This is a genomic window from Glycomyces sp. TRM65418, assembly GCF_019710475.1.
Classification (GTDB): Bacteria; Actinomycetota; Actinomycetes; order Mycobacteriales; family Micromonosporaceae; genus Glycomyces.
Map to the genome: position 1 here is coordinate 256,238 of NZ_JAJFAX010000004.1, position 24,031 is coordinate 280,268.

At 69.2% G+C, this 24,031-nt stretch carries 19 protein-coding genes and 1 tRNA gene; 16 read left to right on the forward strand and 4 right to left on the reverse strand.

The window, feature by feature from the left end; translation table 11 throughout:
• The first annotated feature begins 166 nt into the window (after positions 1–166).
• The 7 genes from K3N28_RS11495 (at position 167) to K3N28_RS11525 (ending at position 9,337) form a co-directional block, all read left to right on the forward strand.
• Positions 167–1,864 (forward strand): ABC transporter family substrate-binding protein, encoded by a 1,698-nt coding sequence (locus tag K3N28_RS11495; RefSeq protein WP_228092672.1) that lies wholly within the window; start codon positions 167–169, stop codon positions 1,862–1,864.
• 535 nt (positions 1,865–2,399) lie between these two features.
• Positions 2,400–4,133 (forward strand): ABC transporter family substrate-binding protein, encoded by a 1,734-nt coding sequence (locus tag K3N28_RS11500; RefSeq protein WP_228092673.1) that lies wholly within the window; start codon positions 2,400–2,402, stop codon positions 4,131–4,133.
• A 421-nt stretch (positions 4,134–4,554) separates the two neighbouring features.
• Entirely contained in the window at positions 4,555–5,580 is a 1,026-nt protein-coding gene (locus tag K3N28_RS11505; protein WP_374209744.1) for an ABC transporter permease, read from the forward strand.
• Positions 5,573–6,484 (forward strand): ABC transporter permease, encoded by a 912-nt coding sequence (locus K3N28_RS11510; protein WP_228092675.1) that lies wholly within the window; start codon positions 5,573–5,575, stop codon positions 6,482–6,484. The genes K3N28_RS11505 and K3N28_RS11510 overlap by 8 nt, the downstream gene beginning before the upstream one ends.
• Before the next feature lie 2 nt (positions 6,485–6,486).
• On the forward strand, positions 6,487–7,641 hold the full coding sequence (locus tag K3N28_RS11515) for an ABC transporter ATP-binding protein (RefSeq protein ID WP_228092676.1): 1,155 nt from the start codon (positions 6,487–6,489) through the stop codon (positions 7,639–7,641).
• Positions 7,642–7,646: 5 nt separating this feature from the next.
• A complete protein-coding gene (locus K3N28_RS11520; protein ID WP_228092823.1) occupies positions 7,647–8,681 on the forward strand; it encodes an ABC transporter ATP-binding protein in 1,035 nt (344 codons plus the stop codon).
• A gap of 179 nt (positions 8,682–8,860) precedes the next feature.
• Entirely contained in the window at positions 8,861–9,337 is a 477-nt protein-coding gene (locus K3N28_RS11525; RefSeq protein WP_228092677.1) for a hypothetical protein, read from the forward strand.
• A gap of 35 nt (positions 9,338–9,372) precedes the next feature.
• Here the strand turns inward: K3N28_RS11525 and K3N28_RS11530 are convergent, their stop codons facing one another.
• Positions 9,373–10,299 carry a hypothetical protein gene (locus K3N28_RS11530; protein WP_228092678.1) on the reverse strand — a complete coding sequence of 309 codons (927 nt, stop codon included), beginning with the start codon at positions 10,297–10,299 and terminating at the stop codon, positions 9,373–9,375.
• A gap of 614 nt (positions 10,300–10,913) precedes the next feature.
• Complete coding sequence (locus K3N28_RS11535) at positions 10,914–12,551, reverse strand: HNH endonuclease signature motif containing protein (RefSeq protein ID WP_228092679.1); 1,638 nt, start codon at positions 12,549–12,551, stop codon at positions 10,914–10,916.
• 469 nt (positions 12,552–13,020) lie between these two features.
• Between K3N28_RS11535 and K3N28_RS11540 the strand changes: the two genes are divergently transcribed.
• From K3N28_RS11540 to K3N28_RS11565, 6 genes are all read left to right on the forward strand, one after another.
• Positions 13,021–13,103: transfer RNA gene (locus tag K3N28_RS11540), tRNA-Leu, on the forward strand.
• Positions 13,104–13,530: 427 nt separating this feature from the next.
• Positions 13,531–15,246: a sensor histidine kinase KdpD gene (locus tag K3N28_RS11545; RefSeq protein WP_228092680.1), complete on the forward strand. Its 1,716-nt coding sequence runs from the start codon at positions 13,531–13,533 to the stop codon at positions 15,244–15,246.
• Complete coding sequence (locus K3N28_RS11550) at positions 15,246–15,695, forward strand: roadblock/LC7 domain-containing protein (RefSeq protein ID WP_228092681.1); 450 nt, start codon at positions 15,246–15,248, stop codon at positions 15,693–15,695. Before K3N28_RS11545 ends, K3N28_RS11550 begins: the two co-directional genes overlap by 1 nt.
• Entirely contained in the window at positions 15,695–16,063 is a 369-nt protein-coding gene (locus K3N28_RS11555; RefSeq protein ID WP_228092682.1) for a DUF742 domain-containing protein, read from the forward strand. The genes K3N28_RS11550 and K3N28_RS11555 overlap by 1 nt, the downstream gene beginning before the upstream one ends.
• A complete protein-coding gene (locus K3N28_RS11560; RefSeq protein WP_228092683.1) occupies positions 16,041–16,643 on the forward strand; it encodes an ATP/GTP-binding protein in 603 nt (200 codons plus the stop codon). Before K3N28_RS11555 ends, K3N28_RS11560 begins: the two co-directional genes overlap by 23 nt.
• 11 nt (positions 16,644–16,654) lie before the next feature.
• Positions 16,655–17,251 (forward strand): GAF domain-containing protein, encoded by a 597-nt coding sequence (locus K3N28_RS11565; protein ID WP_228092684.1) that lies wholly within the window; start codon positions 16,655–16,657, stop codon positions 17,249–17,251.
• Positions 17,252–17,347: 96 nt separating this feature from the next.
• Here the strand turns inward: K3N28_RS11565 and K3N28_RS11570 are convergent, their stop codons facing one another.
• Positions 17,348–18,544, reverse strand: coding sequence for an acyl-CoA dehydrogenase family protein (locus tag K3N28_RS11570; protein WP_228092685.1), 1,197 nt, complete (start codon positions 18,542–18,544; stop codon positions 17,348–17,350).
• A gap of 391 nt (positions 18,545–18,935) precedes the next feature.
• Here K3N28_RS11570 and K3N28_RS11575 point away from each other — a divergent pair, with 391 nt between their 5' ends.
• From K3N28_RS11575 to K3N28_RS11585, 3 genes are all read left to right on the forward strand, one after another.
• Positions 18,936–20,663: a bifunctional UDP-sugar hydrolase/5'-nucleotidase gene (locus K3N28_RS11575; RefSeq protein WP_228092686.1), complete on the forward strand. Its 1,728-nt coding sequence runs from the start codon at positions 18,936–18,938 to the stop codon at positions 20,661–20,663.
• Between the two features lie 154 nt (positions 20,664–20,817).
• Positions 20,818–21,624, forward strand: coding sequence for a Bax inhibitor-1/YccA family protein (locus tag K3N28_RS11580; RefSeq protein ID WP_228092687.1), 807 nt, complete (start codon positions 20,818–20,820; stop codon positions 21,622–21,624).
• 4 nt (positions 21,625–21,628) lie between these two features.
• Positions 21,629–21,925 carry a hypothetical protein gene (locus K3N28_RS11585; RefSeq protein ID WP_228092688.1) on the forward strand — a complete coding sequence of 99 codons (297 nt, stop codon included), beginning with the start codon at positions 21,629–21,631 and terminating at the stop codon, positions 21,923–21,925.
• Here K3N28_RS11585 and K3N28_RS11590 read toward each other — a convergent pair.
• Entirely contained in the window at positions 21,922–24,000 is a 2,079-nt protein-coding gene (locus K3N28_RS11590; RefSeq protein WP_228092689.1) for an FUSC family protein, read from the reverse strand. The genes K3N28_RS11585 and K3N28_RS11590 overlap by 4 nt on opposite strands.
• Positions 24,001–24,031 lie beyond the last annotated feature (31 nt).

The window sequence follows — 24,031 nt, forward strand, 5'->3', positions numbered from 1 at the left end:
TGAGGCCCCGACCATGTCAAACGCCTCACGTCTGTGCCAGTGTTTGACACAACACGGCCGAGGGCCCTGCGCCTCCCCTTTTTCCCCGTTCGCTCGGACGCGAGGCATCGGCGCCTTCGCGGCCACGCGGAGGCCCCTCGGCATCGATATCTGGAGGAGAACACTCATGGCTCTGACCCGTAGAGCTCTCGGCGGCCTGACCCTCGGCGGCTCGGCCGCCTTCACCCTCGCCGCCTGCGGCGGCAACGAAGGCGACGGCGGCTCCGGCGCGACGGAGCTCACCTGGGGGGTTTCCTCGGCGTGGGAGTCCTGGAACGAGAACACCCAGTCTGGCAACAACTCGTACGGCCACCAGGCGATGTACCCGATGCGCTACGGCCTCGACGGCAACACCTCGGGCGACTGGGACGAGAACGGTGAGTTCCACCTCGCCGACCAGGTCTTCGCCGACGCCCAGGTCATCAGCGAAGCCCCCCTGCAGGTCGAATACACCCTGCAGGAGAACGCGCAGTGGTCCGACGGCCAGCCGATCCGCGTAGAGGACTTCATCTTCCAGTGGTACAGCATCTCGGGCCTGCCCGAGCACGCCGACCAGACCAAGGCGCTCCCCGCGTCCACGAGCTACGGCCCCAACATCGCCTCCATCGAGGCCTCCGAGGCCGGCTTCGTCGTGACCTTCGTGGACGGCTACCTCGACCCTGAATGGCTCTACAGCCCCACCATCTACCTGCCCTCGCACGTCATCGAGGCCGAGGGCTTCGCCGACTGGCAGACCGACCCGGCCGTCATGGGCGAGGCCATCGCCTGGAGCGAGTCCAACCTCATCGACGTCGTCGTCGGCCCGTACAAGCCCGTCGACTACAAGATGGGCCAGTACATCACGTACGAGCTCAACGACAAGTGGAACGGCTCGGTCAAGCCCACCGTCAAGAAGCTCACGATGAAGGTCGTCGAGGGCACCCCCGCGATCGTCACCGAGCTGCGCCAGGGCACCATCGCCGGCGCCTGGCCGAGCGAGTTCGACCAGGAGCAGTTCGACAAGGCCGCCGAAGACCAGGCCCTCGCCCAGGAGATCTACGAGGGCGGTGTGTGGCTCCACATCGACACCAACTACAACTCCGAACCCCTGAAGGACCAGGCGCTCCGCCAGGCGATCTTCACCGCGATCAACGTGGACGACGCCATCGCCCGCGTGTTCCCCGACACCGAGGTCTCCCGCCGCCTCAACCACTTCTTCGGTGTGAACAGCGAGTACTTCGTCGACCACATCACCCCGACCGGCCAGGGCTCGGGCGACACCGCCGCCGCCGCGCAGATCCTCACCGAGGCCGGTTACACCGGCGCCGCCGAGGGCGAGACCCTCACCAAGGACGGCACCGCCGTCCCGAACCTGGTCTTCCGCTACGGCGAGGGCGACGCCGCCCGCACCACCATCGCCGAGCTGGCCCAGGCCCAGCTGGCGCTCATAGGCCTCACCGTCGACATCGTCGCCATCCCTGACGGCGACCTCGGCACCGTGCTCACCGAGGGCGACTTCGACCTGGTCATCTTCGGCTGGTCCGGCAGCCCGTCCTTCGTGGCCGCGCCGAACCAGTACTTCGAGACCGGCGTCAACTACGGCTCGTACTCCTTCCCGGAGCTCGACGAGGCCATCGCCAAGGTCAAGTCCACCTCGGACGTGGCCGAGGCCGCCCAGTTCGCGAACGACGTCGAGGCCATCGCCGTCCCGCTGGCGCTGACGCTCCCGCTGTTCGACGAGCCGCAGGGCATCCTGTGGAACACGAACCTCATCGACGGCGTGGTCGGCAACGGCAACAGCCAGGGCGGACCGATCTTCAACTGCGCCGAGTGGAAGACCGTCTAACCACAGGGCTCGAGTAGCGGAGCGGCGGGGCCCTTGCGGTCCCGCCGCTTCCCTGCTTTCCGGGAACGGGCATCGGCGGCCACCCGGAGGTCTCCTGCGCCAGGGCGCTTCCCTGCTTTCCGGGAACGGGCCCTCGGCGCGGCCTCCCGGTCGCGGGAAGCCCTCGGCTCCCTCGCCGCATCGGTCGCAGCGCCGCGACCCCCGCCCCGCCACCGCCGGCCCACGCGCCCCCGGCGGACATGGATTTCCCCTGGCAGGCAGTTGAAATACCCCCCAATCGCCGCCATTCAGGGAATGAACGTCACGGGAACATAACGAACGAAACTCATCTCGTGTTCGGTCATCCGAAACCCGAGATTCCCGTGGAAAGCTGTACCTCGCGTCACCCGACCAGCCCGCCGAACACGTGAGCCCGCCACCGATCCACCGATCAGGCCGAGCCCGCGCGCCCACCGACGGCACGGCCCGGCAGGCAACCGAACCCACGCGGTGCCTCCCTCCGAACGGCCGGCGACGCAAACCTTCGAGAGGAACCATGAAGCGACACCACACGGCGGCCGTCGCCGCCTTCGCCTGCACCACCATGGTGCTGGCCGGGTGCGGGCAGGGCGAGGCGCCCTCGACCAGCCTCGACGCGTGCCTCGTCGACCCGGTCGGCTGCAACGCGGGCGATCGCGCCGACGGCGGCGAGATCACGTGGGCCCTCGACGGATCCTGGGGCGCCTGGAACCAGAACACCTCCCAGGGCAACAACGCCTACCTGTCCATGGCCGTCGTGGGCATGTGGCCGTACACCGGACAGTTCGACCAGAGCGGCGACTTCATCGTCAACGAGGGCCTCTTCGCCTCCCCGCCCGAACTGATCAGCGAGAACCCCGTCACCGTCGAGTACACGCTCAAGAGCGGCGCGAACTGGGGCGACGGCACCGACGTCTCCGTCGACGACTTCATCTACCACTGGTACGCGACCTCCGGCGACGCCGCGCTCTGCGACGGCTGCGACCCCGCCAACATCACCCGCGGCTCGCAGGTCGAGTCGATCACCGGCAGCGGCTCCCAGATCACCGTGACCTACAAGGACTCCTACCACTCCGCCGAGTGGCAGTACGAGGAAGTCCTCTCCCAGCCGGCCCACGTCGCCGAGGCACAGGGCTTCGACTGGAAGAACGACCCGAAGGCCATGGCCGCCGCCGAGGAGTACTTCTCCGCCACGGTGCCCACCTGGTCCACCGGCCCGTTCGTCATCGAGGACGCCAAGGCCGGGGACTACGTCATCTACAGGCCCAACGAGGACTGGGCCGGCGACACCGAGGTCACCCTCGACAAGATCACGTTCAAGGTCATCGACGGCATCGACAACATCGTCACCGCCCTGCGCAACGAGGAGGTCGACGGCGCCTCCCCGTTCGCGGCCACCTCCGAGGCAGTCACCCAGCTGGAGACCGCCGACGGCGTCTCGTATGCGGTCGCCGGCGGGCCCTCGTGGGAGCACATCGACCTCAACACGAAGAACGAGTTCCTCTCCGACGTCGCGCTGCGCCAGGCCGTGTTCACCGCCATCGACGTCGAGAACATCATCTCCCGCACCTACGCGTTCGTGCAGTCCGACATCGAGCGCAAGGGCAACCACCTCTTCCGCAACGGTTCCGACTACTACGCCGACTACCTCTCGGCCACCGGCCAGGGCTCGGGCGACATCGAGATGGCCCGCGGGATCCTCGAAGCGGCCGGCTACACGTGGGACGGCGACGGCGCCCTGCTCACCCCCGAGGGCGACGAGGTCGAACTCGACTTCCGGTACTCCGAGACCAAGGAGTCCCGCAAGATCACCGGCACGCTGGCCCAGGCGACCCTCGCCGACCTCGGCATCGACGTCGAACTGCGGCCCATCCCGGACGCCGAGCTCGGCGACGTCCTCGGCGAGGGCGACTTCGACATGATCAACTTCGGTTGGAGCTCCGACCCGCTCTTCGTCGCCGCCGCGTCCCAGTACTGGGAGACCGGCTCCGGCTCCAACTTCGGCGGGCTCGAGGACCCCGAACTCGACCAGCTCATCGCCGAGATCAACGGGACCCTCGACTACGACGAGGCCGCCGAGCGCGCCAACCTGGCCGTCAAACGGGTTATCGAGGACGCCTACTCGCTGCCGATCGTGGACACACCGGTCATGGTCATGGTCTCCGATAGGTTGGTCAACGTCCGCGACAATTGGGCGTCGCAGCAGCGCGCGGCGTACAACATCGCGGAGTGGGGGGTCAGCGGTGAGTGACGGCCACAGTGCGGCTCCTTTCGGCGGCGAAGCCGTGCGACCGGTCCAGTGGAGCGGAGGTCAACGGTGAGCGACAGGCCCAGCGCGACCATCGCTCGCGGCGAAGCCGTGCGACCGGCTGAGCCGAACGGGAAGCCGCGGCGGGTGAGCGACCGCTTCGGTTCGGTCCCCCTCCGGCGTGACGGGGCGGCGCGCAGCGCCGCAGAATGGGGTGTCGCATCTGAGCAACAGTGACAGCCCGCGCGGGGCCGCACATGCCCCCCGCACCCGGAGAGCATTGAATTCGGAAGAGTGCCAGGCGCTCACCGACCAGGCCACAGAATGGGGAGTCAGTGAGCCGTAGGAGCAGCCGCGCGGCAGCGCGGCCGGACCGGTCGGCAGGCGAACCGGTCCACACCAGAGAAACCGTTAACGAGGCATTATGGTTGTATTCATAATCCGGCGCACCCTGATGATGATCCCAGTGCTGCTGGGGGCCACTATCTTGTGCTTTGTCCTGGTGGACGTCGCGAACGATCCCGTCCAGGACCGGATCTTCGAGATTCAGCAGTCCACCGGCGAGCCGGTCCCCCAATCGACCGTCGACGCGTTGGAGAAGTCGTGGTACTACGACCGCTCCGTCCCCGAACGCTATTGGATCTGGCTCACCGGGCTCGGTGAGACCAACGGCGACATCGGGCTGCTCCAAGGCGAATGGGGTCCTTCCATCAAGGGCACCGCCATGGACATCGGCTTCGAGGTCTCCACTCGGTTCTGGATCACGCTCAGGTTGGTCCTGTTCGCCACCTTGGCCTCCATCGGTCTCGCCATTCTCGCCGGTGTCGTCAGCGCGGTCAAGCAATATTCGCGGACCGACTACTCGCTGACCTTCCTCGGATTCCTGTTCCTGGCCATGCCCGTGTTCTGGCTCGGCTCCCTCTTCAAGGAAGGCGCGGTCCAGCTGAACAACATCCTGGGCTCCACGATCTTCCAGACCTACGGCTCGGGCACCACCGGCTTCCAGGGGAACGGCTGGGAGGTCTTCGTCGACTCCCTGCCCTATCTGATCGTCCCCACCCTGGTGCTCATGCTCGGCGGCTACGCCGCGATCTCCCGCTACCAGCGCGCCAGCATGCTCGAGGTCATGAACTCCGACTACGTGCGCCTCGCCCGCGCCAAGGGCGTCCGCAACGGCACCGTCATGCGGCGGCACGCCCTGCGGACCGCGCTCATCCCCGTCGCGACCTTCGCGCCGCTGTCGCTCTCCGCGGCCATGGGCGGCGCGATGGTCACCGAGAGCATCTTCGGCTGGCGCGGCCTCGGCGTGTACTCCCTGGACGCCATCCGAGCCGGCGACACCTTCGCCGTCATGGCCTACGTGCTCATCTCAGGTCTCGTCGTCCTCATCGGCGTCCTGATCTCCGACATCCTGTACGGCGTGCTCGACCCGAGGATCCGCTATGAGTAACACCGCTGCCCCGAGCCTCGACGCCGAGGCCATCACCACCAAGGAACGCGGCCAGTGGGCGATGGTGGCCCGCCGCTTCTTCCGCCACCGAGCCGCCGTCGTCAGCCTCGTGCTCTTCATCCTCATCGTGCTGTTCGCGTATCTCGGGCCCTTCTTCTGGAAGTGGGACTACAAGATCCACTCGGAGATCCCCTCGTGGGCCGCCCCGAGCCTGGACCACCCCTTCGGGACGGACAAGGCCGGGCGCGACATGCTCGGCGCGATGATGCAGGCGACCAAGCAGTCCCTGAACGTCGCCCTGGTCGTCGCCATCGGCTCCACGGTGCTCGGCGCGCTCTACGGCGCCGTCGCCGGGTTCTACCGCGGCTGGATCGACGCGGTCATGATGCGGTTCCTCGACGTCATGTTCGTCATCCCGTTCCTGGTCATCACCGGTGCCCTCGCGGGCGCGATCGACACCAGCGTCCGCTGGTACCACATGGCGATCATCCTCGCGGTCTTCGGCTGGACCTCCATCGCCCGCGCCGTGCGCGCGGAGGTGCTGTCCCTGCGGGAGAAGGAGTTCATCGAGGCCGCCCGTTCGGCGGGGGGCTCCGACTGGCACATCATCGTCAAGCACCTCATCCCGAACACGATGAGCGTCATCATCGTCTCGGTGACCCTGCAGATCGCCTTCGCGATCCTGTCGGAGACGACCTTGTCCTTCCTCGGCCTGGGCATCCAGAGCCCTGACACGTCGCTGGGCCTCCTCATCGAGGCGGCGGGCGCGTCGGCGTTCAACGAGCGCTGGTACCTGTTCTACATCCCGGGTCTCATGATCATCCTCATCGCGCTCACCATCAACTTCATCGGTGACGGTCTGCGCGACGCGATGGACCCGCGGCAGACGATGGTGAGGCGATAACGATGTCGGACATCTCAGTCAGCACCAACGGAGCCCCGCGCTCCACGGGCGCCAAGGGCGACGTCGTCCTGGAGGTCAAGGACCTCAACGTGTCGTTCCCGACCGACGACGGCCTCGTCCACGCCGTCCGCGGCGTCACCTACGACCTGCGCCGGGGCCAGAGCCTCGGCATCGTCGGCGAGTCGGGCTCGGGCAAGTCGGTGACCTCGATGGCGATCATGGGCCTGCTGCCCAAGACCGCGCAGATCACCGGCTCCGCCAAGCTCGAAGGCGAGGAGCTCCTCGGCCTCCGGGACGTCGAGCTCTCGCGGATCCGCGGCAAGAAGATCTCGATGATCTTCCAGGACCCGCTGACCAGCCTCAACCCGGTCTACACGGTCGGCTTCCAGCTGTCCGAGGCCATCCGCGTCCACTACCCGGACGTGAACAAGGCCGAGGCGCGCCAGCGCTGCATCGACCTGCTCGACTCGGTCGGCATCCCCAACCCGCAGCAGCGGGTGGACGCCTACCCGCATGAGCTGTCGGGCGGCATGCGCCAACGCGTGGTGATCGCGATCGCCATGGCGAACAACCCGGACGTCATCATCGCCGACGAGCCGACCACGGCCCTCGACGTGACCGTCCAGGCCCAGGTCCTCGAGGCCCTGGAGAAGGCCCGCGAAGAGGTCAACGCCGCGCTCATCCTCATCACCCACGACCTGGGCGTCATCGCCGGCCACACCGACGAGGTGCTGGTCATGTACGCCGGGCGCCCCGTCGAGCAGGGCAGTGTGGACGAGATCTTCTACGAGCCGCGCATGCCCTACACGCTGGGACTCATCGGTTCGCTGCCGCGCATGGACGAGGACCGGGGCCACCGCCTCACCCCCGTTCACGGCACGCCGCCGTCGATGTTGAACATGCCGTCGGGCTGCCCGTTCCGGCCGCGCTGCCCGATGCACCAGGACATCTGCGCCGAGGTCGAACCGCCGCTGATGCCGGTGAGCGGGACGGGGCACGTGTCGGCCTGCCACTTCGCGGGCGATCTGGAAGGCAAGTCGCCGGACGACGTGTTCGCGCCGGACGCCTCCGACCTCTCCGTCGAAGCCGAGGTCGAGGCCGCCGAGATCGAGGCCGCCGCGGCAGCCGAAGTCGAGTCCTCTGAGGAGGGGAAGTGAACGCCATGCTCGACACGCCGCAGAGCGTGACCAGCCCGGTCATCGCCGGGAAGAACCTGGTCAAGGAGTTCCCGGTGCGGTCCAAGGGGATCCTCCGCCGCAAGGTCGGCGCGGTCCACGCCGTCTCGGGGGTGAGCCTGGAGATCGGCGCGAACGAGACGCTGGCGCTCGTGGGCGAGTCCGGTTGCGGCAAGTCCACGACCGCCCGGGTGCTCATGAACCTCATCCCGCCGACCTCCGGCGAGGTCATCTACGAGGGCCGGGACCTGACGAAGCTGTCGCGCAACCAGATGCGGCCGGTGCGGCGGGACATCCAGCTGGTCTTCCAGGACCCGATGGCGTCGCTGGACCCGCGCATGACGGTCTTCGAGATCATCGCCGAGCCGCTGCGCGTGCACGGCATGTTCAAGAACGGCGGGCGCGACCGGGTGAACAGCCTGATCGAGATCGTCGGCCTGAACCCGGAGCACCGGAACCGGTACCCGCACGAGTTCTCGGGCGGGCAGCGGCAGCGCATCGGCATCGCCCGGGCGCTCGCCCTGCAGCCGAAGGTGCTCATGCTCGACGAGCCGGTGTCGGCGCTCGACGTGTCTATCCAAGCGGGCGTCATCAACCTGCTGGAGGACCTGCAGGACGAGCTGGGGCTGTCGTACCTGTTCGTGTCGCACGACCTCTCGGTGGTGCGGCACATCGCGGACAAGGTCGCGGTCATGTACCTCGGGAAGATCGTGGAGGAGGGCACCACGGACCAGCTGTTCGCCGGTCCGGCCCACCCGTACACGCAGGCCCTGATGTCCGCGATCCCGCTGCCTGACCCGCGCAAGGAGCGGAGCCGGGAGCGGATCGTCCTCCAGGGCGACGTGCCGAGCCCGTCCAACCCGCCCTCGGGCTGCCGCTTCCGCACCCGCTGCCCGCTGTTCAAGGAGCTGGGGGAGTCGGAGCAGGCCAAGTGCATCGAGATCGAGCCGCCCCTGCGGTCCGACCACGCGGGCCTGACCCGCGCGGCCTGCCACTACGCGGAGCCGAAGCAGCTGGTCTAGGCGGTAGCGGCCAGTACAGCGAAGAGGGCCGCCTCGCCGGTGCAAACCCGGCGAGGCGGCCCTTTCCCCTCGCCCCGGGCCGGTCAGGGCGTTCCGGCGACACCGGGCCTTTTGCGACCGGAGGGCCGAGAGGCGGGAATCGGGTTGGCACGCGGCGCAGGCGGTGCGAGACTGCCGACATGACCGCAGCGAACGCCGAAGCCACTGTGACCGCCCTGCTCGCCGAACTCGGCGACGAGTGGGCGACGGTCGAGGAGATCACCACCGCGAGGGAACGCCTCATCGACGCGATCCCCGGCTGGCGGCTTCCGGCGGCGTACGGGCTCGGACTGCGCCAGGAATCGGGCGAGGTCGCGTTCGCGAAGACGAACGTGGGCGAGCATCCGCTTCCGGTCGTCGTGATGTCCACAGTGATCGGACACGAAGGCGGGTCCGCTTCGTTCACCGTGGACGCGGCGACGCTGGACCAGGCGATCCGCCTGCTGGCCCCCGCCGAGGCCTGCACGGCCTACGAGCACCCGAACCTGGCGGCCTGGAGATCGGTGCGCCAGGCGCTCGACGGCGGGACCGACGCGGTGATGGTCTTCGTGGGTGACCTGAACGAGAAGAGCGACGACGCGGACGTGGAGGCCTTGCGCGACATCGCGAAGGGCTAGCGGGCGACGGGCGGACGGCCGGCCACGGGCGTCGCTCAGCCCTCTCCGGGGCCCGTCCATGTCGTTCTCGGGCACGGCGGCTTCGTGGCGCCCAGGTAGAACACGGCGGCCACGAGGAGCCCGATGCCCCACACCGTGTACCCGGGGATCACCATCAGGATCCACCAGAGCGGGAACGCCGGGCCGAGGTCGCCGAGGATCGCATAGGTGCCGCCGACGAGCCCGAAGTAGGCGGCCAGTCCGCCCCCTACCAGGAAGGCCGGCACCAGGACGATCCATCGGGGCACGTGGCGTCCGGCGAGCGGCAGCACCCATCGCGGCCAGATCCGGCCCCATCGGTGCGCGAGCGCGAGCGGCAGGAGCGACCCCGCGGCGGCGTAGAGGATGAGGAAGACGACGGTCTCCGGTTCCGTCGGCGACCAGGGCAGTCCCGTGACCAGCTCGGCGGCGAGCCGAACGACGGCCCCGGCCAGCGCGCCGTACGCACCGGCATACGCCCACCACGGGGCGGAACCTCCTCGGCCGGAACCGGGATGCGCCGCAGGTGAGCGCCCGCACCGTGAACAGGCGCCGCGGGCTCGGCGCTGGGCGGCGACCGCGCGGAGGAGGGTGAGCACGCCGCAGGTGACACCGAGCCCGCGAATGAGGAGCCCGGTCGAGCCGGAGGCGGTGAACTCCCCGAACAGGATCGACGCCAGATCCAGCGCGAACATGAACGAGTACAGGACCATGCCGATGCCGGCCGCCCACCCGAAGACCACGACGGCCCAGTCGTGTCGGATCGAGCGGAGGAAGAGCAGATTCGCGGCCAGCGCTGCCGAGGCGATCGCGACTGGCGTCCAGGCTCCTGGGATGAACGATTCCCCGAAGGAATCGAAATGCGGAGCGCCCGCGAGGGCCCACCAGATGTGGATGGCCGTGTACGCCGCGAGAAGGAACGCCGGCAACAGTTTCGGTCGCATGGACCCAGCCTCCAAGGCGGCATCATGGTCGCGCCTCACCCGGCGAGGGGAGCAGCGTCCCCCATGGAGGTGAAGCATCGACGGGCCGGGTGTCCGCTCTTCGGCATTCGCTTCGGTGAGCGGCGAAGTCCAAGCGGGCGGCGACTACGAGGCCGCTTGAGCCGGGGTCTTACGTCGGCCTTGAGGCGGCGTCGACTGCGGTATGCAGGTGATGACGACACCGGAGCGGGCCTCCCCTTCTCTTCGGCTTCGGGGCGCGCCGTGGTCGGCGTTCAGGCCGCAGCGACAACGAGGTCGCTGCTCCTCCCACTTGCACTCCGGCTTCCGGGCGGGCTACTGCAGGCAGCGACAACGAGGCTCTTCCTACCTTCTCTTGCACTCCGGCTTTCCGGCGGTGGCCGGGCGAGGTTACTTCTGGCGGCGACAACGAGGTCGCTGCTTCTCCCGCCTGCCCTTCGGCCTTCCCGTTGGCGGCGGTTCGGCGTTGCCTGGGGCGGCGACTACGAGGTGCTGCTCCCTCCCTCTCCCACTTCGGCCTTCCGATGGCGGCCGGTCGCGGCTACTTCGGGCAACCACAACGAGGTGTGCGCGGGGCTGGGGTCGCTCTTCGGCTTTCATGCGAGGGAGTGCGGCGGGCTGCCCGGCCTCTCTTCTGGCCCTGGACATGCTGAGGGGCCCGATCCCTCTGGGGGATTCGGGCTGCGCGGCGGTCTCCCTGCGCTCCCCTCAGCAGTCGCCCGCTGAAGGCGGGGTAAGAACGGCGGCCCGCCCGGGTCTTCGCGGAGGACCACCGGTGTCGCCGGTGTCGCCACCGGCTTTGCCCCCAGGGCAGGCTCCGTCATCCGACAGGCCTTGACCGCGGCGGCGTCGCTCTCCCGGAACTTCGCCCGGGACTCGGCGATCGTCGCTGCCATGCTCTTCTGGGCGAACCAGTTGGCATAGTCGGTCAGCTGCGGTTCATAGACGGGGGACCACTCGTCCGCACTGTGCCCGTTGGGCAGGTCCTTCAGCGGATCAGCGTCCCACTCGGCATCGGTGGCGCCGGTGCGCTTGTGCCGAATCTCCGCCTTGCCGGGGCCGGTCTTCTCGATCGTCCAGCGCCCGAGGTGAATCCGGGAGTGGTGGAACCGGCACAGGAGGATCAGGTTCTCAGCGGTCGTCGCGCCGCCGTCCGCCCAGTGCTCCAGGTGGTGCGCCTCGGTCCACGAGACCGGTGCCCGGCAACCGGACCAGGCGCAACCCTCCGGCTGCTCGAGCTCCAGCTTGTGCCGCAGGGCCACGTTGGGGAGGCGCTTCGCCCGGCCCAGCTCAACGGCCTCACCGGTGCTGTAGTCGAAGACCGAGGGAATGACGCCGGCCTCCCAGGCGAGCAGGCGGGCCTTGGAGACCGAAATCGCCCTGCCGTCCAGCATCGGGAGCCGTCCCGTCCGCTCACCGCGCAGCGTGGCCAGATCGCAGGTGAGGTTCAGGGTGGCGGTGTGCCCGTGTCGCTTCGGAGCGCCGGGGTCGGTGCCATAGGCGGCGACCATCTGGTGCAAGGCCTCGGCGTTCCTGCCGGAGACGCGGGGGAGCAGCCCGTCGCTGTCGGCCTCGTCCTGGCGAGGCGGCGGCACGGCGGTCCTGAGCGCGTTGCTGAGGAGCTTGCCGGTGTCATCGGTGAGCAGGCCTTCGATGTCCCACATGCCGTCAGGGCGCCGGTTGATCTCCAGCCAGGCAAGGGACTGCTGGCTCAACTCGTCGAGGAGCGACTGCCGGTCGAACAGTTCGGCGCAGAGGCGGTCCAGGTGCTCGGTGAGTTCGCCCCGAGTCGCGTGGACGCAGTACTCCCGGATCAGCGCTTCGGGAGTGGCGCAGGAGACCGAAGGGTCGTAAGGGGACTCGGCCGGGACGGGGTAGGGGATCCGCGCGTGCACGGCCAGGCCTTCGCGCTCGAGGCGGCGCACGGCATAGGCGACGGCGTCGATGCGGGCGGTCCCGGAGAGGGCGGCCGAGGCGAGGTGTTTGAACTTCGGGGCCAGCCGGGCGATGGAGGCCATCTGACCAGCGGTGGCCGCATTGAAGTCGAAGCACTCCATGATCCAGTCGCGGATGCCGGAGAAGCCGTCGCACTCCTTGTGGAGGCCTTCGGAAGTGTAGGCGACGACTGCTTGGAGTGCTCGGGCGTCGTGAGCGCGGGCCTGGGCGGCGATGGACTCGATCTGGGAGGGGAGGGCGGCGGCCTGGGCTTCTCGGTCCGTTTCGTTGGCTTTCATCCCGATCACCCCCTGAAGAGCTATCCGATTGTGCGACTGGGCGTTATAGGTCAATAGTGACATGGATAGGAGGGAGTGTCATCACTCAAATGGGTGAATGTCAGTCCGAAAGGGACCCCGGAGACGTCGTCCCGCCTCATTCGCGGCCTCAATGCCCAAGCGGACCAATGCAACGGGAGACCGCTTTTGCCGCTGATTCGAGGACCTTGTGGCGTGCGGTTTGCAAGTCGAAGTGGGGCAAGGAGTTCCGCCCGCCTCGTTGTCGCCGCCTCAGAACCGCGAGCCCGAGCGGCCGGAAAGCCGAAGTGCCTGCGATGTCTTCACTGAACCGAGTAAGCAAACCCCATGGCGCTCGGACAACCTACTGTCGTGATCCCGACACTTGGGTGTAGTGCGAGGTGACGAGGCCCCTACCGAGAAGGCAGGGGGACCACTCTGGCCGGTTTCCCGCTAGCGTGTCTGCATGCGGGCCCGAGTGGTGGAATCTGGTAGACACAGTCGGCTTAAAACCGGCCGTCGTGAGACTTGCGGGTTCAAATCCCGTCTCGGGCACGGATGCTGACGGCCTGCGGGACAGTGCGATCGGACGGAGTGGGGCCGTCCGGTCCTAGAGTGTCGTTCCTCGCATTTCGGGCGTGCCGCTCGATCGGGTGATCGGCGCCGAGCTTCCGGTCGGCCCGCACATGCCGGGCCCCTTCCTTCCCTGACCTGCCCAATGAGGCCGGTGAACGCTGAGTTCCGGGCCGGCTCCAGGCTGCATCGACAGGTTGACTGCGCAGGGCCGCCGTGCTATCCAGGGAGGCGAGCGCTGATACCATTCTGTCGAGCCAGTCGGTGGGGACACGGTTTTCCCTTCCGCTGCAATGACTTTGTCACTTCCCGGTATCGCGGAAGCCGATAGGCCAGTGTCGTGAGGATGGCGATGCCCGAAACACCTCGGTCCACAACCCATACGTTTCAACCCCCCGGGCCTGCGCCCATGACCCCCGCCGCCGGCGAGGAGCCCGGCGCTCCCGCCGATCTCAAAGCCCGTCTGCTGCGCATCGCGCTGCTGCCGCTCGCCGCCACCGCGGTGCTCGGCACCGGCGTCGTCGTGCTCGTGACCCAGGCTCCGGCCGACCGTCCCTCCTGGATGATCCCCGCCGCGTTCGGCGCGACCGCGGTCCTCGTGGCCCTGGTCGCCTACCTGGCCGCCTCCGCGGCCTCCAAGACCGACGCCGACCTCGGCCGCCGGATCAACACGATCCGCCGCTCCACGGTCGAGACCCACTACAAGGTCTGGCAGCTCCTCGACGACCTGCAGCGCGAACTTCCCGCGGACCAGCGCTGGTCCGTCCCGCTCCCGAACGCCGCCGGCGGCGCCACCACCACGGTCGAGGCCCTGAGCCTCCTGGCCTCCGAGGCCCGGCACCTCCGGGCGGCCGCCGAGACCGTCGCCGCGCGAGGCGTCCGCCCGGCCGCCCCGCAGGCGCCGGCGCGCCCCCCGGTCTCGATGATCACGTCGGGTCCGATCGACGCGGTGAGCGCGCACTCGCGCGTGGGCATCTTCGTGAACCTGGCCCGGCGGCTGCAGTCGCTGGTGCACCGGGAGATCGAACAGCTCGACGAGCTGGAGAACCAGGTCGAGGACCCCGATCTGCTCAAGGGCCTGTTCTCGGTCGACCACCTGGCGACGCGGATCCGCCGCCACGCGGAGAACCTCGCGGTCCTGGGCGGCGCGACCTCGCACCGGCAGTGGTCGCGTCCGGTCAACGTCTACGAGGCGCTGCGTTCGGCGGTCGCCGAAGTGGAGCAGTACGCGCGGGTGAAGCTGGTGCGCCCGATCGACGGCACGCTCAAGGGCCACGCCGTCGCGGACATCATCCACCTGGTGGCGGAGCTGGTCGAGAACGCGACGACGTTCTCGGCCCCGAACACGCAGGTGCTCATCCGGGTCGCCCGGGTCCGCACGGGCCTGGCCGTCGAGGTCGAGGACCGCGGCCTGGGCATGGAGGCGCACGAGCGCGACCGGTTCAACAAGATGCTGGCGACGCCGGACCAGGTCGACCTGGACGAGCTGCTGGCCGACGGCCGCATCGGCCTGTACGTGGTCTCGTCGCTGGCGCACCGGCACGATTTGACAGTGCAGTTGCAGTCCAATATCTTCGGCGGCACGCAGGCGATCCTGGTAGTCCCGGAGGTGCTCTTGGGCGACGACACTCCGAAGGCCCCCGCGCCCCGCGAGGCGCCTGCCGCGGAGCCGCAGCAGATGCCCGTCCGCCAGCCGGCCCCTCCGCCGCAGCTGCCTTCAGTGCAGTTGCGCCCCTTGCCGACCGCGGGCGCCGGTCATTTCGGGAACTCGACGCCGCAGCCGCGCATGGACGCCGCGCCGATGAACGGCTACCGGCCCGTGAACGGGGCGACGAGGGTCGACACCGGCGCCCTGCCGGTGACGGCCGAGCTGCAGGCGGTGGACGTCGACCGCCGAGGCGGTCCCGGCGGCGACGGCCGCCCGGAGCTGCCGAAGCGCAACAAGCAGACGCACTTGGCGCCGCAGCTGCGCGACGTGCCCCAGTCGGGCTCGCGCGGCTCCGAGGCGGGCCACGACCCGGGCCTGATGAAGGCGTTCCAACAAGGACGGCAGCGCGCGGACACCGGTCCGCAGATCCCCGCATCAGATGGTTCCGTTTCTCCGTACAGGAATGAGGAGTTCTAATGGCAGGCGATGAGGCAGGCGCGCAATCGGATCTCAGCTGGCTGCTGGCCGGTCTGGTGAGGAAGGTGCCGCACACGCGGAGCGCCCTCCTGCTGTCCTCGGACGGCATCAAGAAGGCCTTCCACGGCATGGGCGTCGACCAGGCCGACCAGCTCTCGGCGATCGCCTCGGGCATGTTCTCGCTGGCGAGGAGCGCGGGCGTCCAGTTCGGTTCGGCCGGCGGCGTGCGCCAGGTGGTGGCGGAGCTGGACGACACGCTGCTGTTCGTCTCGACCGCGGGTCAGGGGGCGGTGCTGGCGGTGGCGGCGGGCCGGGAGGCGGACGCGGGCGTGCTCGGCTACGAGATGTCCATCCTGGTCAAGAGCGTGCGGCCCTACCTGGAGACCCCCGTCCGCCGGGCCGCCGCGGCCAGCGGCACCGTGCCGCCGAACGGTGAACTGGTCGGCTGATGTCCGACTTCGAGCATCCGCTGCTCGATGACGATGCGGGGCCGTTGGTCCGGCCCTACACCGTCTCGAACGGCCGAACCGCTCCGACGGCGAAGCTGGACCTGCTCTCGCTGGTCCGCTCGACCGGGCAGCTGCGGCCCTCGCAGCTGGAGAACGAGCACGCCGAGGCGCTGCTCCTGTGCCGGGAGCCGATCTCGGTCGCGGAGGTCTCGGCGCATCTGCGGCTGCCGGCGATGGTCATCAAGGTCCTGCTTTCCGACCTCGTCGACGTCGGGGCGGTCATCGCCCAAGCCCCTGATCCCGCCGTCGATCCCACCGACCAAACCGTATTGGAGGCACTCCTCAATGGCCTACAACGGCGACTCTGACCGCTCGCCTGCACAACAACCGCCCCTGCCCACCGCCATCAAGCTGCTCGTCGCCGGGGGTTTCGGCGTCGGCAAGACCACCTTCGTCGCGGCGGTCTCGGAGATCGAGCCGCTGAGCACCGAGGAGACGATCACCACCGCCTCGATCGGCACGGACGACCTCACGGGCGTGGGCGACAAGGTGACGACGACCGTGGCGTTGGACTTCGGCCGGATCACCCTCGATCCGCAGCACATCCTGTACCTGTTCGGCACCCCCGGCCAGGACCGGTTCTGGTTCATGTGGAACGAGCTCTCGGACGGGGCGTTCGGCGCGGTGGTGCTCGCGGACACCCGGCGCCTGGAGGACTGCTTCCCGGCGCTGGACTTCTTCGAGCGCCGCGGCACCCAGTTCATCGTGGCGGTCAACGAGTTCGACACCGGCTACCGCTACGAGCCGGAGGAAGTCCGGGCCGCCTTGGACCTCAAACCGAATATCCCGATCGTCTGCTGCGACGCACGCGATCCACGTTCCGCAACGTTGGTGCTGGTCACCTTGACCAAGCACCTGATGTCGGCCGCCGCTTCGAGCGTCCGGTGAAGGAGCCCAGCATGTCCATTCCCGAGAACGAGTTTCGACTCACCATCACGCCCGACGACCCGGGCGCCTCAGAGCGGGCCAAGCGCCTGCGCGACCTCGGGATCGGCAATCTGCCCGACCCCGAGTTCGACGAGCTCGCCAAGGAGCTGACCGAGCTCACCGGCGCGCCCTACGCGATGGTGAACTTCATCGACGAGGACCACCAGTACTTCGCGGGCCTCGCCGCCCCGGCCTCGGACGCGGCGAGCCAGGCGCTCGCCGGCGCCACCGAGGCCCCGGAGGTGGGCCGGGAGATGGACCGCGACCACGGCTACTGCCCGCACGTGGTGGTCCGCGGCAAGGCGCTCGTCCTGGGGGACGTGTGCGACTACCCGCGATTCGCGGGGAACCCGGTGGTCGACAAGATCGGGATCCGCTCCTATCTGGGGGCGCCCCTGATCGACGACGACGGGAACACCCTGGGGACGGTGTGCGTGGTCGACACCGAGACCCACGACTGGGGCCGTCCGGGCCTGGAGATCATCAAGGGCATGGCCGCGAAGGTGATGGACCGGATCCGGGAGCGCAACGCCGCCGAGGAGCGGCGGGAGGATCCGTTCCAGGGGTGAAGTGAATGAGGAGGCCGCGTACGCCGCCTCCTCGTTCGCTATGGGGGATGTCGAGGGTGCGCGATCTTCCGGCCGATCCTCCGGATATCGCGCGCTCTAGTGCACCTTGACGGCCTCGCCGTGGACGATGCGCTCGGACCACTGGCCCTTGGTCCGTCCCATCGCGGCCTCGGCGAGTCGCAGGCGCTGGACGTCGGAGGTGCCCGCGGGGGCGAAAATATGGTAGGCGTCCCGCAGGAACCGCTCGATCGGCCGGTCGGTGGTGAGCCCGATGGCCGCGTGGATCTCCATCGCCTCACGCGCGGAGTCCAATGCGGACTCCACGTTGACGAGCTTGGCGTTCATCAGCTCGATGTCGCAGGGCTGGCCCCGGTCGAGCAGGTGCACCGCGTGGTAGGCGGTGATCCTGGCCGTCATGAGCCTCGAGGTGATCTGCCCGATCTTCTGCTTGATGTTGTCGAGTTCCGCGATGGGCTTGCCGTAGAGCTCCCGTCCGGACGCGTACTCGACCGTGGCGTCGAGGATCGCCTGGTGGATCCCGAGCGACACGGCGGTCAGGTTCGACCGTCCGTAGAGGATCGAGGACGAGTAGGCGACCGCGAGGCCGTCGCCCTCGTCGCCGAGCCGGTTCGCGGCAGGGACGCGGCAGTTCTCGAACAGGAGCTCCCCGAAGCTGAACCCGTGCAGGCCCATCGTGGACTGCTGCGGGGCCAGCGCGAACCCCGGCCGGTCGGACTCGACGAGGAACGCGGTGAGCCCCTTGGGGCCCAGGCCGGTGCGCACGACCACGCCGTGGAGGTCGCCCACGTGGCTGTTGCCGACGAAGACCTTGTGGCCGTTGAGGATGTAGTCGTCGCCGTCGCGGACCGCCCTGGCCCGCATGCCGAGCACGTGGCCGCCGGAGGCGGATTCGGTGACGGCGATGGTGGGCAGGCAGGCGCCTTCGGCGACCTTGGGCAGCCAGGTCTTCTTCTGCACGTCGGAGCCGAAGTGGAGGATCTTGGCGACCCCGAGCTGGGAGGCCTGCACCATCGCTCCCATGGCGCCGGAGACGCGGGCGAGTTCTTCGATGATGATGGTCTTCGCCAAGTGGCCCATGCCCATGCCGCCGTAGTCGACGGGTATGGTCACGCCGAGCCATCCCTGGGCGGCGATGAGGCGGGAGAGCTCGTGGTGGACGGTCTTCCGGGTTTCCATTTCGGGGACGCGCGGGCGGACTTCGCGTTCGGCGAAGGCCCGGACCTCGGCTCTGAGGGCGTCGTGCTGTTCAGTGGTGAAGTAGCCGGTCGTCAACGGGTAACCCCCTGTGGGCGTGGCGCTCGCCTATGACCGCTCCGCAGCAGTCCCCACCGGTGACGAGCTGTATATGCGAGTTGTCTTCGCAGTGACTGTAGCAACGGTTACCGCAGGGGGCAAGAGACGGCAATGTGGACATAGTGTAGTTACGAATCAGTAACAAGATGTTGTGTCGCAAGGGATCACGTGCAACAATGCCGATCCCGCATCCCGGGAGTGAGGGTGTGCGCACGGTCGCTGTGTGCTACAGGGGTCCGGCCCTGACCGTTATCCGGCCTTGGTGAAGCCGTTATGCTGCGTTGACTCGGGCGCAATCGTCCCATGATTGGATCAGCGTGGGGCGGCCCCGGCCCGCGCCGCACACCCATCGACCCCCATACGGAGAGCCATGTTCACCATCAGTCGCAAGCGCCGCGCGGTGGCCGCCGTCGGCGCGGCCGCGCTCGCCGCGACCACCCTCGCGGTCGGCGCCTGGTCGGCCAGCGCCGGCCAGGACCACCGCAACCGCGAAGTCGACCTCCAACTCCTGGCGATCAATGACTTCCACGGCAACATCGAGGCCTCCTCCGGCCTGACCCACCCCGTCGACGGTGTCAACGTCCCCGCGGGCGGCGCCGAGTACCTCGCCACGCACCTCGCGCAGGCGCGCGAGGGCGAGCGGTACTCGACCACCGTCGCCGCCGGCGACCTCATCGGCGCGAGCCCGTTCCTGTCGGCCGTGTTCGACGACGAGCCGACGATCGAGTCGCTCAACGCGATGGGCGTCGAGGTCTCCGCCGTCGGCAACCACGAGTTCGACGCGGGCTTCGACGAACTCAACCGCATCATCGAGGGCGACGAGGACTTCGCGGGCGCGGACTTCCCGTACCTCGGCGCGAACGTCGTCGACGAGGCCACGGGCGAGCCCGTGCTCGACCCGTACTGGATCAAGCGCTTCCCCGGCGGCGTCCGGGTCGGCTTCATCGGCATGACCCTCGAGGGCACCGGCGACATCGTCTCCAAGTCCGGCATCGAGGGCCTGGAGTTCCTCGACGAGGTCGAGACCGCGAACAAGTACGCCGAGGAGCTCAAGGCCAAGAGCGTCAACGCGATCGTGGTGCTCCTCCACGAGGGCGGCCAGCCCGTCGCCGAGGACACCGGCCACGACTGCGAGTCCCTCGACGGCTCCGGGGTCGGCATGTCCGGCCCGATCGTCGACATCGCCGAGACCATGACCCCGCTCGTGGACATCGTGGTCACCGGCCACACCCACCAGGAGTACGTCTGCTCGGTGCCGGACCCGGCCGGGCACGAGCGCATGGTGACCTCCGCGTCGTCCTACGGCCGCGTGTTCACCCAGATCGACGCCACGTACAACAAGTTCACGAAGGACATCGTCCGCTCGACGGTGACCGGCTCCAACACCGTCGTCACCCGCGACGTGCCCGCCGACGAGGCGCAGTCCGACATCCTCGCCGAGTACGGGCCCCTCGCCGAGGAGGCGGGCGGCCGCGTCGTCGGCTACATCGCCGAGGACATCAAGCGCGGCGCGACCCGCGCCGAGGAGTTCCCGCTCGGGAGCCTCATCGCCGACGCGCAGCTGTGGAACACCGCGGACGCGGACGCCGGCGGCGCCGAGATCGCGTTCATGAACCCCGGCGGCGTCCGAGCCGACCTCCTCTACGACCAGGGCACGCCCGGCGAGGCGACCTACGCCGAGGTGTTCACGGTGCAGCCGTTCGCGAACTACGTCGTCACGATCGACCTGACGGGCGAGCAGATCCTGGAGGCCCTGCGCCAGCAGCTGCCGGGCGAACAGCGCTCGACCACGCTGACGCTGCAGGTCTCCGAGGGCTTCACGTACACGTGGGACAAGACGGCGACGGGCGCCGACCAGATCGTCGCGGACTCGCTGCGGCTCCACGGCGAGCCGATCGACATGGACCGGACCTACCGGGTGACGGTGAACTCGTTCCTGGCCGACGGCGGCGACTCCTTCACCGTCTTCGCCGAAGGCGCGAACCGCCTGTTCGGCGAGCTCGACGTGGACGCCTTCGAGGACTACCTCGCCGAGTTCGGCACCCAGGCCTCGCCGATCGAGGCGCCCGAACCGGGCCGGATCGACGTCGTCTCGTAATTCCCTTAGGAGATTCACAGCCGCCGGGGCCCGAGGTCACCGGCGGCTGTGTCGTCTTCCGTGTGGCGACCGGATAAGCTGGGTGCACCCTTGGACTTTCAACGGAGGACCGCAGGTCATGGCAATGCAGAGCAGGAACTCATCCCTTCGGAACATGATGAAGACCCAGTACAACGAGCAGCACATGGGTGCCGCGTACGGGCCTTACGGACAGATGACGCAGGCCCCGCAGGTCCAGACCATGCGGATCGACGACGTCATCGTCCGCACCGTCGCCCTCGTCGGCGCGACCTTCGTGGCCGCCATGCTCACCTGGTCGATGGTCAGCAACGCGTTCGCGACGAACGCCGCCGGGGACATCGTCATCACCGACCAGTCGGCGTTCAGCACCGCCATGACGCTCGGCACCGTGGGCGCGTTCATCGGCCTCGGCGTCATCCTCTTCTCGATGTTCAAGCCGATCACGAACCCGATCATCTGCTTCGTGTACGCGATCGGGCAGGGCCTCCTCCTCGGCGGCGTGAGCGCCTTCTTCGAGGCGCGCTGGCCCGGCATCGTCGTGAACGCGCTCCTGGGCACGGTCCTGGTCTTCGCGGGGATGCTCGCGCTGTACAAGTTCCGCATCCTGAAGAACTCGCCGATGTTCACCAAGGTCATGGTCGGCGCCGGCTTCGGCATCTTCGCCCTGATCGCGGTCAACTTCGTCGCGAGCATGTTCGGCGCGGACCTGGGCCTGTTCGCCTCGGACGGCAACGCCAACACGCTGCAGTGGATCATCGCGATCGGCATCACCCTGTGGGCGGCGTTCTCGTTCATCCTCGACTTCGACATGATCGAGCAGTCCGCCGCGATGGGCGCCCCGAAGAAGTTCGCCTGGGCGGGCGCGTTCGGCCTCACCGCCGGCCTCATCTTCCTGTACTGGAACCTGCTGCGCCTCCTGAGCTACTTCCAGGGCGACTAGCATTGTGAGCACTGAACTCGAGCGGGCGATCGGGCGTGTCGTCGAAGGCACGCGCCACTGGTCGCCCGCTCGCTGGTCGTCCAGGGCCGGGGCGATGCACACGCTCGTGCAGGCCCTGGCCGACATCGCCGCCGACGCCGAGGGCCAGCCCCGGCGTCCGGTCCCGCGCCTGCCGAACGACCTGCAGCTGCCCGACCAGCTTCAGGTGATCGGCCTCGACCTCCTCGAATGCGACCTCACGCCCGAGCAGCGCGACGCCGCCGAGCGCGCGATCACGACCGCCCGGGCCGCGATCTTCTAGCGGTTCCAGCCGGCCATGAGCAGGGCCGCGTCGTCCAGGGCCTCGACGAGGTTGTCCGACTCCCAGCGGAGGACGCTGCGCCTGGTGCGGGTGTCGCGGTCCTCGATCGCCGCCAGGTGCAGATCGAGCCGGTGCAGCGCCTGGCTCAGGTCGACCCCGCCCGGCGGGACCTCGCCCCTCGCGAGGGCCGCGAGCCGCAGGTACGCCGCGTCCAGCGCATCGGCGAACGCGTCCACCCCGGAGAGGCCCTTCGCCTGCTCGTCGCGGCCGAGCGTCGCGTTCACCGCCACCAGCGCCCTGCCCGCCCTCGACAGCGCCGCCTCGGCGCCGAGGGCGTCCGCCGACAGCGGGCCCGGCCCGGTCACCGGTTCGGCCTTCGCCTGGTCGGCCGCGCTGTTGAGCGCGGCCCGGCGGGCCCGGATCCGGTCGATCGCGGCGTGCATGACCTTCCGGTCGTAGTCGGCCGGGTGCGCCTGCCGGTCGAGCGAGAGCCGCGCGAAGTCGCGGTAGGCGTCGATGAGGTCCCCGAGCAGGTCCCCGAGCCGCCTCGTCTGCCACGTCGGGACGAGCACGTAGAAGCCGATCGCGACCGCCGCTCCGACGAGCGTGCACGCCCCCCGGTCGAACGCGGCGGCCACGGGGCTCTCGCCCGACAGGTCGATCTGGAACACCGTGAACCCCGCGACCGCGGCGGCGAACACGAGCATCGACACCGGCCGCGTCAGGTACGCCACGAGCGCGTAGGCGAGCACGGTCAGGCTCAGCCACAGGAGGTCCTGCGGCAGCAGCATCCCCAGCAGCGAGGCGAGGACGACGCCGCCGGTGGTGCCGACGGCGCGCGTGACGCCGCGGGTGAGCGTCCCCGCGAAGTCCGCTTGGAGGACCAGCCAGGCGGTGAGCGGGATCCAGTAGCCGTGGTCGGTGGGCCAGGCGAGTCCGACGATCATGGCGAGGGCGATGACGCCCGCGCGGCGCAGCGCGTGGTGGACGACCGGGTCGCGGCGGTGCAGGCGGGCCTGCAGCTGCCCGAGGGCCTGGCGGGCGGCGCCGGTGGCGTGCTTGAGGGCGGGGTCGGCGATGACGTCGTCGCCGCCGGAGGTGATGCGCTCGGCGAAGCCGCCGGTCTCGTGGAGCGTGCGCAGGAGGCCGCCGATCTCGCTCGGCATCGTGCCCGTCGACGTCGCCATGGGGTTCTGGGAGAGCCCGTCCAGGAGCGCGTCCCAGTCGAGTTCGGCGGGCTTGCGGCTCGTGATCTGCTCGGCGAAGTGGTCGAGGAGCCGCGCGGCGAGTTCGAGCGCCTCGGAGTAGAACTCGACGGTGTCGCGGTCCTGCGCGTCGGCGCGGGCGCGCGCCGACGCGGTGCGGCCGATCGCGCTGGAGACGGCGTAGATCTGGCGGCGGGCCTCGAGGATCGCGGCCGGCAGCGCCCGGCGCCGGTCGAGCTCCTGCGCCGCCTCCAGCAGTGTTTCCGTGCGGAACGGCGCGTTCGGGTCGGCGGCGAGCGCCTCGGCCTCGGCCGCGAGCGCGAGCCAGGCGTCGGCGAGGGTGCGCCGGTCCTCGGCCCACCGGTAGTACGGCGGCAGCAGCGCCATCGCGGCCTGGACCGCGCCGCCCGCGGCGACGGCGAGCGCCGCGAAGAGCGCCCCCGTGGACTCGGTCAGGTGGTCGGCGAGGAAGAACATGATGCCGGACACGGTGAACGTGACACCGGCGACATGGGAGACCGAGCCGATGAACGTGAGCGTGAACGCGTACACGGCCGCGGCGGCGACGAGGACCGCCGGGTGCTCGATCGCGCCGAGCGCGACCCCGAGGACCCCGGCGGCGCCCACCACGAGCGGCAGGGACGGGCCGGTCCGGGTCCCGGGCGTGAGCATGGCGACACCGCCCAGCCAGGCGCCCATGACGGCGGCCTGGCCCCAGCTCGGGTGCCCGAGCAGCGCCACTGCGGCCATGGCCGCGGCGATGCCGCAGGCGGCGCGCACCGCCAGCACGGGCGCGGCCTCGGCGGAGGTCCACGACCCCAGGTCCCGGCCGACCCGGCGGAAGGACTCGGCGACGCCCGGGTTGAGCACGCCATCAGGGTAGCCGCGCCTTCCAGTGTGA

Bases quoted from the DNA above. Each gene is read 5' to 3' on its own strand.
- K3N28_RS11500 (WP_228092673.1), top strand. From the start codon at position 2,400: ATGAAGCGACACCACACGGCGGCCGTCGCCGCCTTCGCCTGCACCACC.
- K3N28_RS11545 (WP_228092680.1), top strand. From the start codon at position 13,531: ATGACCCCCGCCGCCGGCGAGGAGCCCGGCGCTCCCGCCGATCTCAAA.
- K3N28_RS11580 (WP_228092687.1), top strand. From the start codon at position 20,818: ATGATGAAGACCCAGTACAACGAGCAGCACATGGGTGCCGCGTACGGG.
- K3N28_RS11560 (WP_228092683.1), top strand. From the start codon at position 16,041: ATGGCCTACAACGGCGACTCTGACCGCTCGCCTGCACAACAACCGCCC.
- K3N28_RS11565 (WP_228092684.1), top strand. From the start codon at position 16,655: ATGTCCATTCCCGAGAACGAGTTTCGACTCACCATCACGCCCGACGAC.
- K3N28_RS11525 (WP_228092677.1), top strand. From the start codon at position 8,861: ATGACCGCAGCGAACGCCGAAGCCACTGTGACCGCCCTGCTCGCCGAA.
- K3N28_RS11515 (WP_228092676.1), top strand. From the start codon at position 6,487: ATGTCGGACATCTCAGTCAGCACCAACGGAGCCCCGCGCTCCACGGGC.
- K3N28_RS11505 (WP_374209744.1), top strand. From the start codon at position 4,555: ATGGTTGTATTCATAATCCGGCGCACCCTGATGATGATCCCAGTGCTG.
- K3N28_RS11495 (WP_228092672.1), top strand. From the start codon at position 167: ATGGCTCTGACCCGTAGAGCTCTCGGCGGCCTGACCCTCGGCGGCTCG.
- K3N28_RS11510 (WP_228092675.1), top strand. From the start codon at position 5,573: ATGAGTAACACCGCTGCCCCGAGCCTCGACGCCGAGGCCATCACCACC.
- K3N28_RS11575 (WP_228092686.1), top strand. From the start codon at position 18,936: ATGTTCACCATCAGTCGCAAGCGCCGCGCGGTGGCCGCCGTCGGCGCG.
- K3N28_RS11535 (WP_228092679.1), bottom strand. From the start codon at position 12,551: ATGAAAGCCAACGAAACGGACCGAGAAGCCCAGGCCGCCGCCCTCCCC.
- K3N28_RS11520 (WP_228092823.1), top strand. From the start codon at position 7,647: ATGCTCGACACGCCGCAGAGCGTGACCAGCCCGGTCATCGCCGGGAAG.
- K3N28_RS11530 (WP_228092678.1), bottom strand. From the start codon at position 10,299: ATGCGACCGAAACTGTTGCCGGCGTTCCTTCTCGCGGCGTACACGGCC.
- K3N28_RS11555 (WP_228092682.1), top strand. From the start codon at position 15,695: ATGTCCGACTTCGAGCATCCGCTGCTCGATGACGATGCGGGGCCGTTG.
- K3N28_RS11550 (WP_228092681.1), top strand. From the start codon at position 15,246: ATGGCAGGCGATGAGGCAGGCGCGCAATCGGATCTCAGCTGGCTGCTG.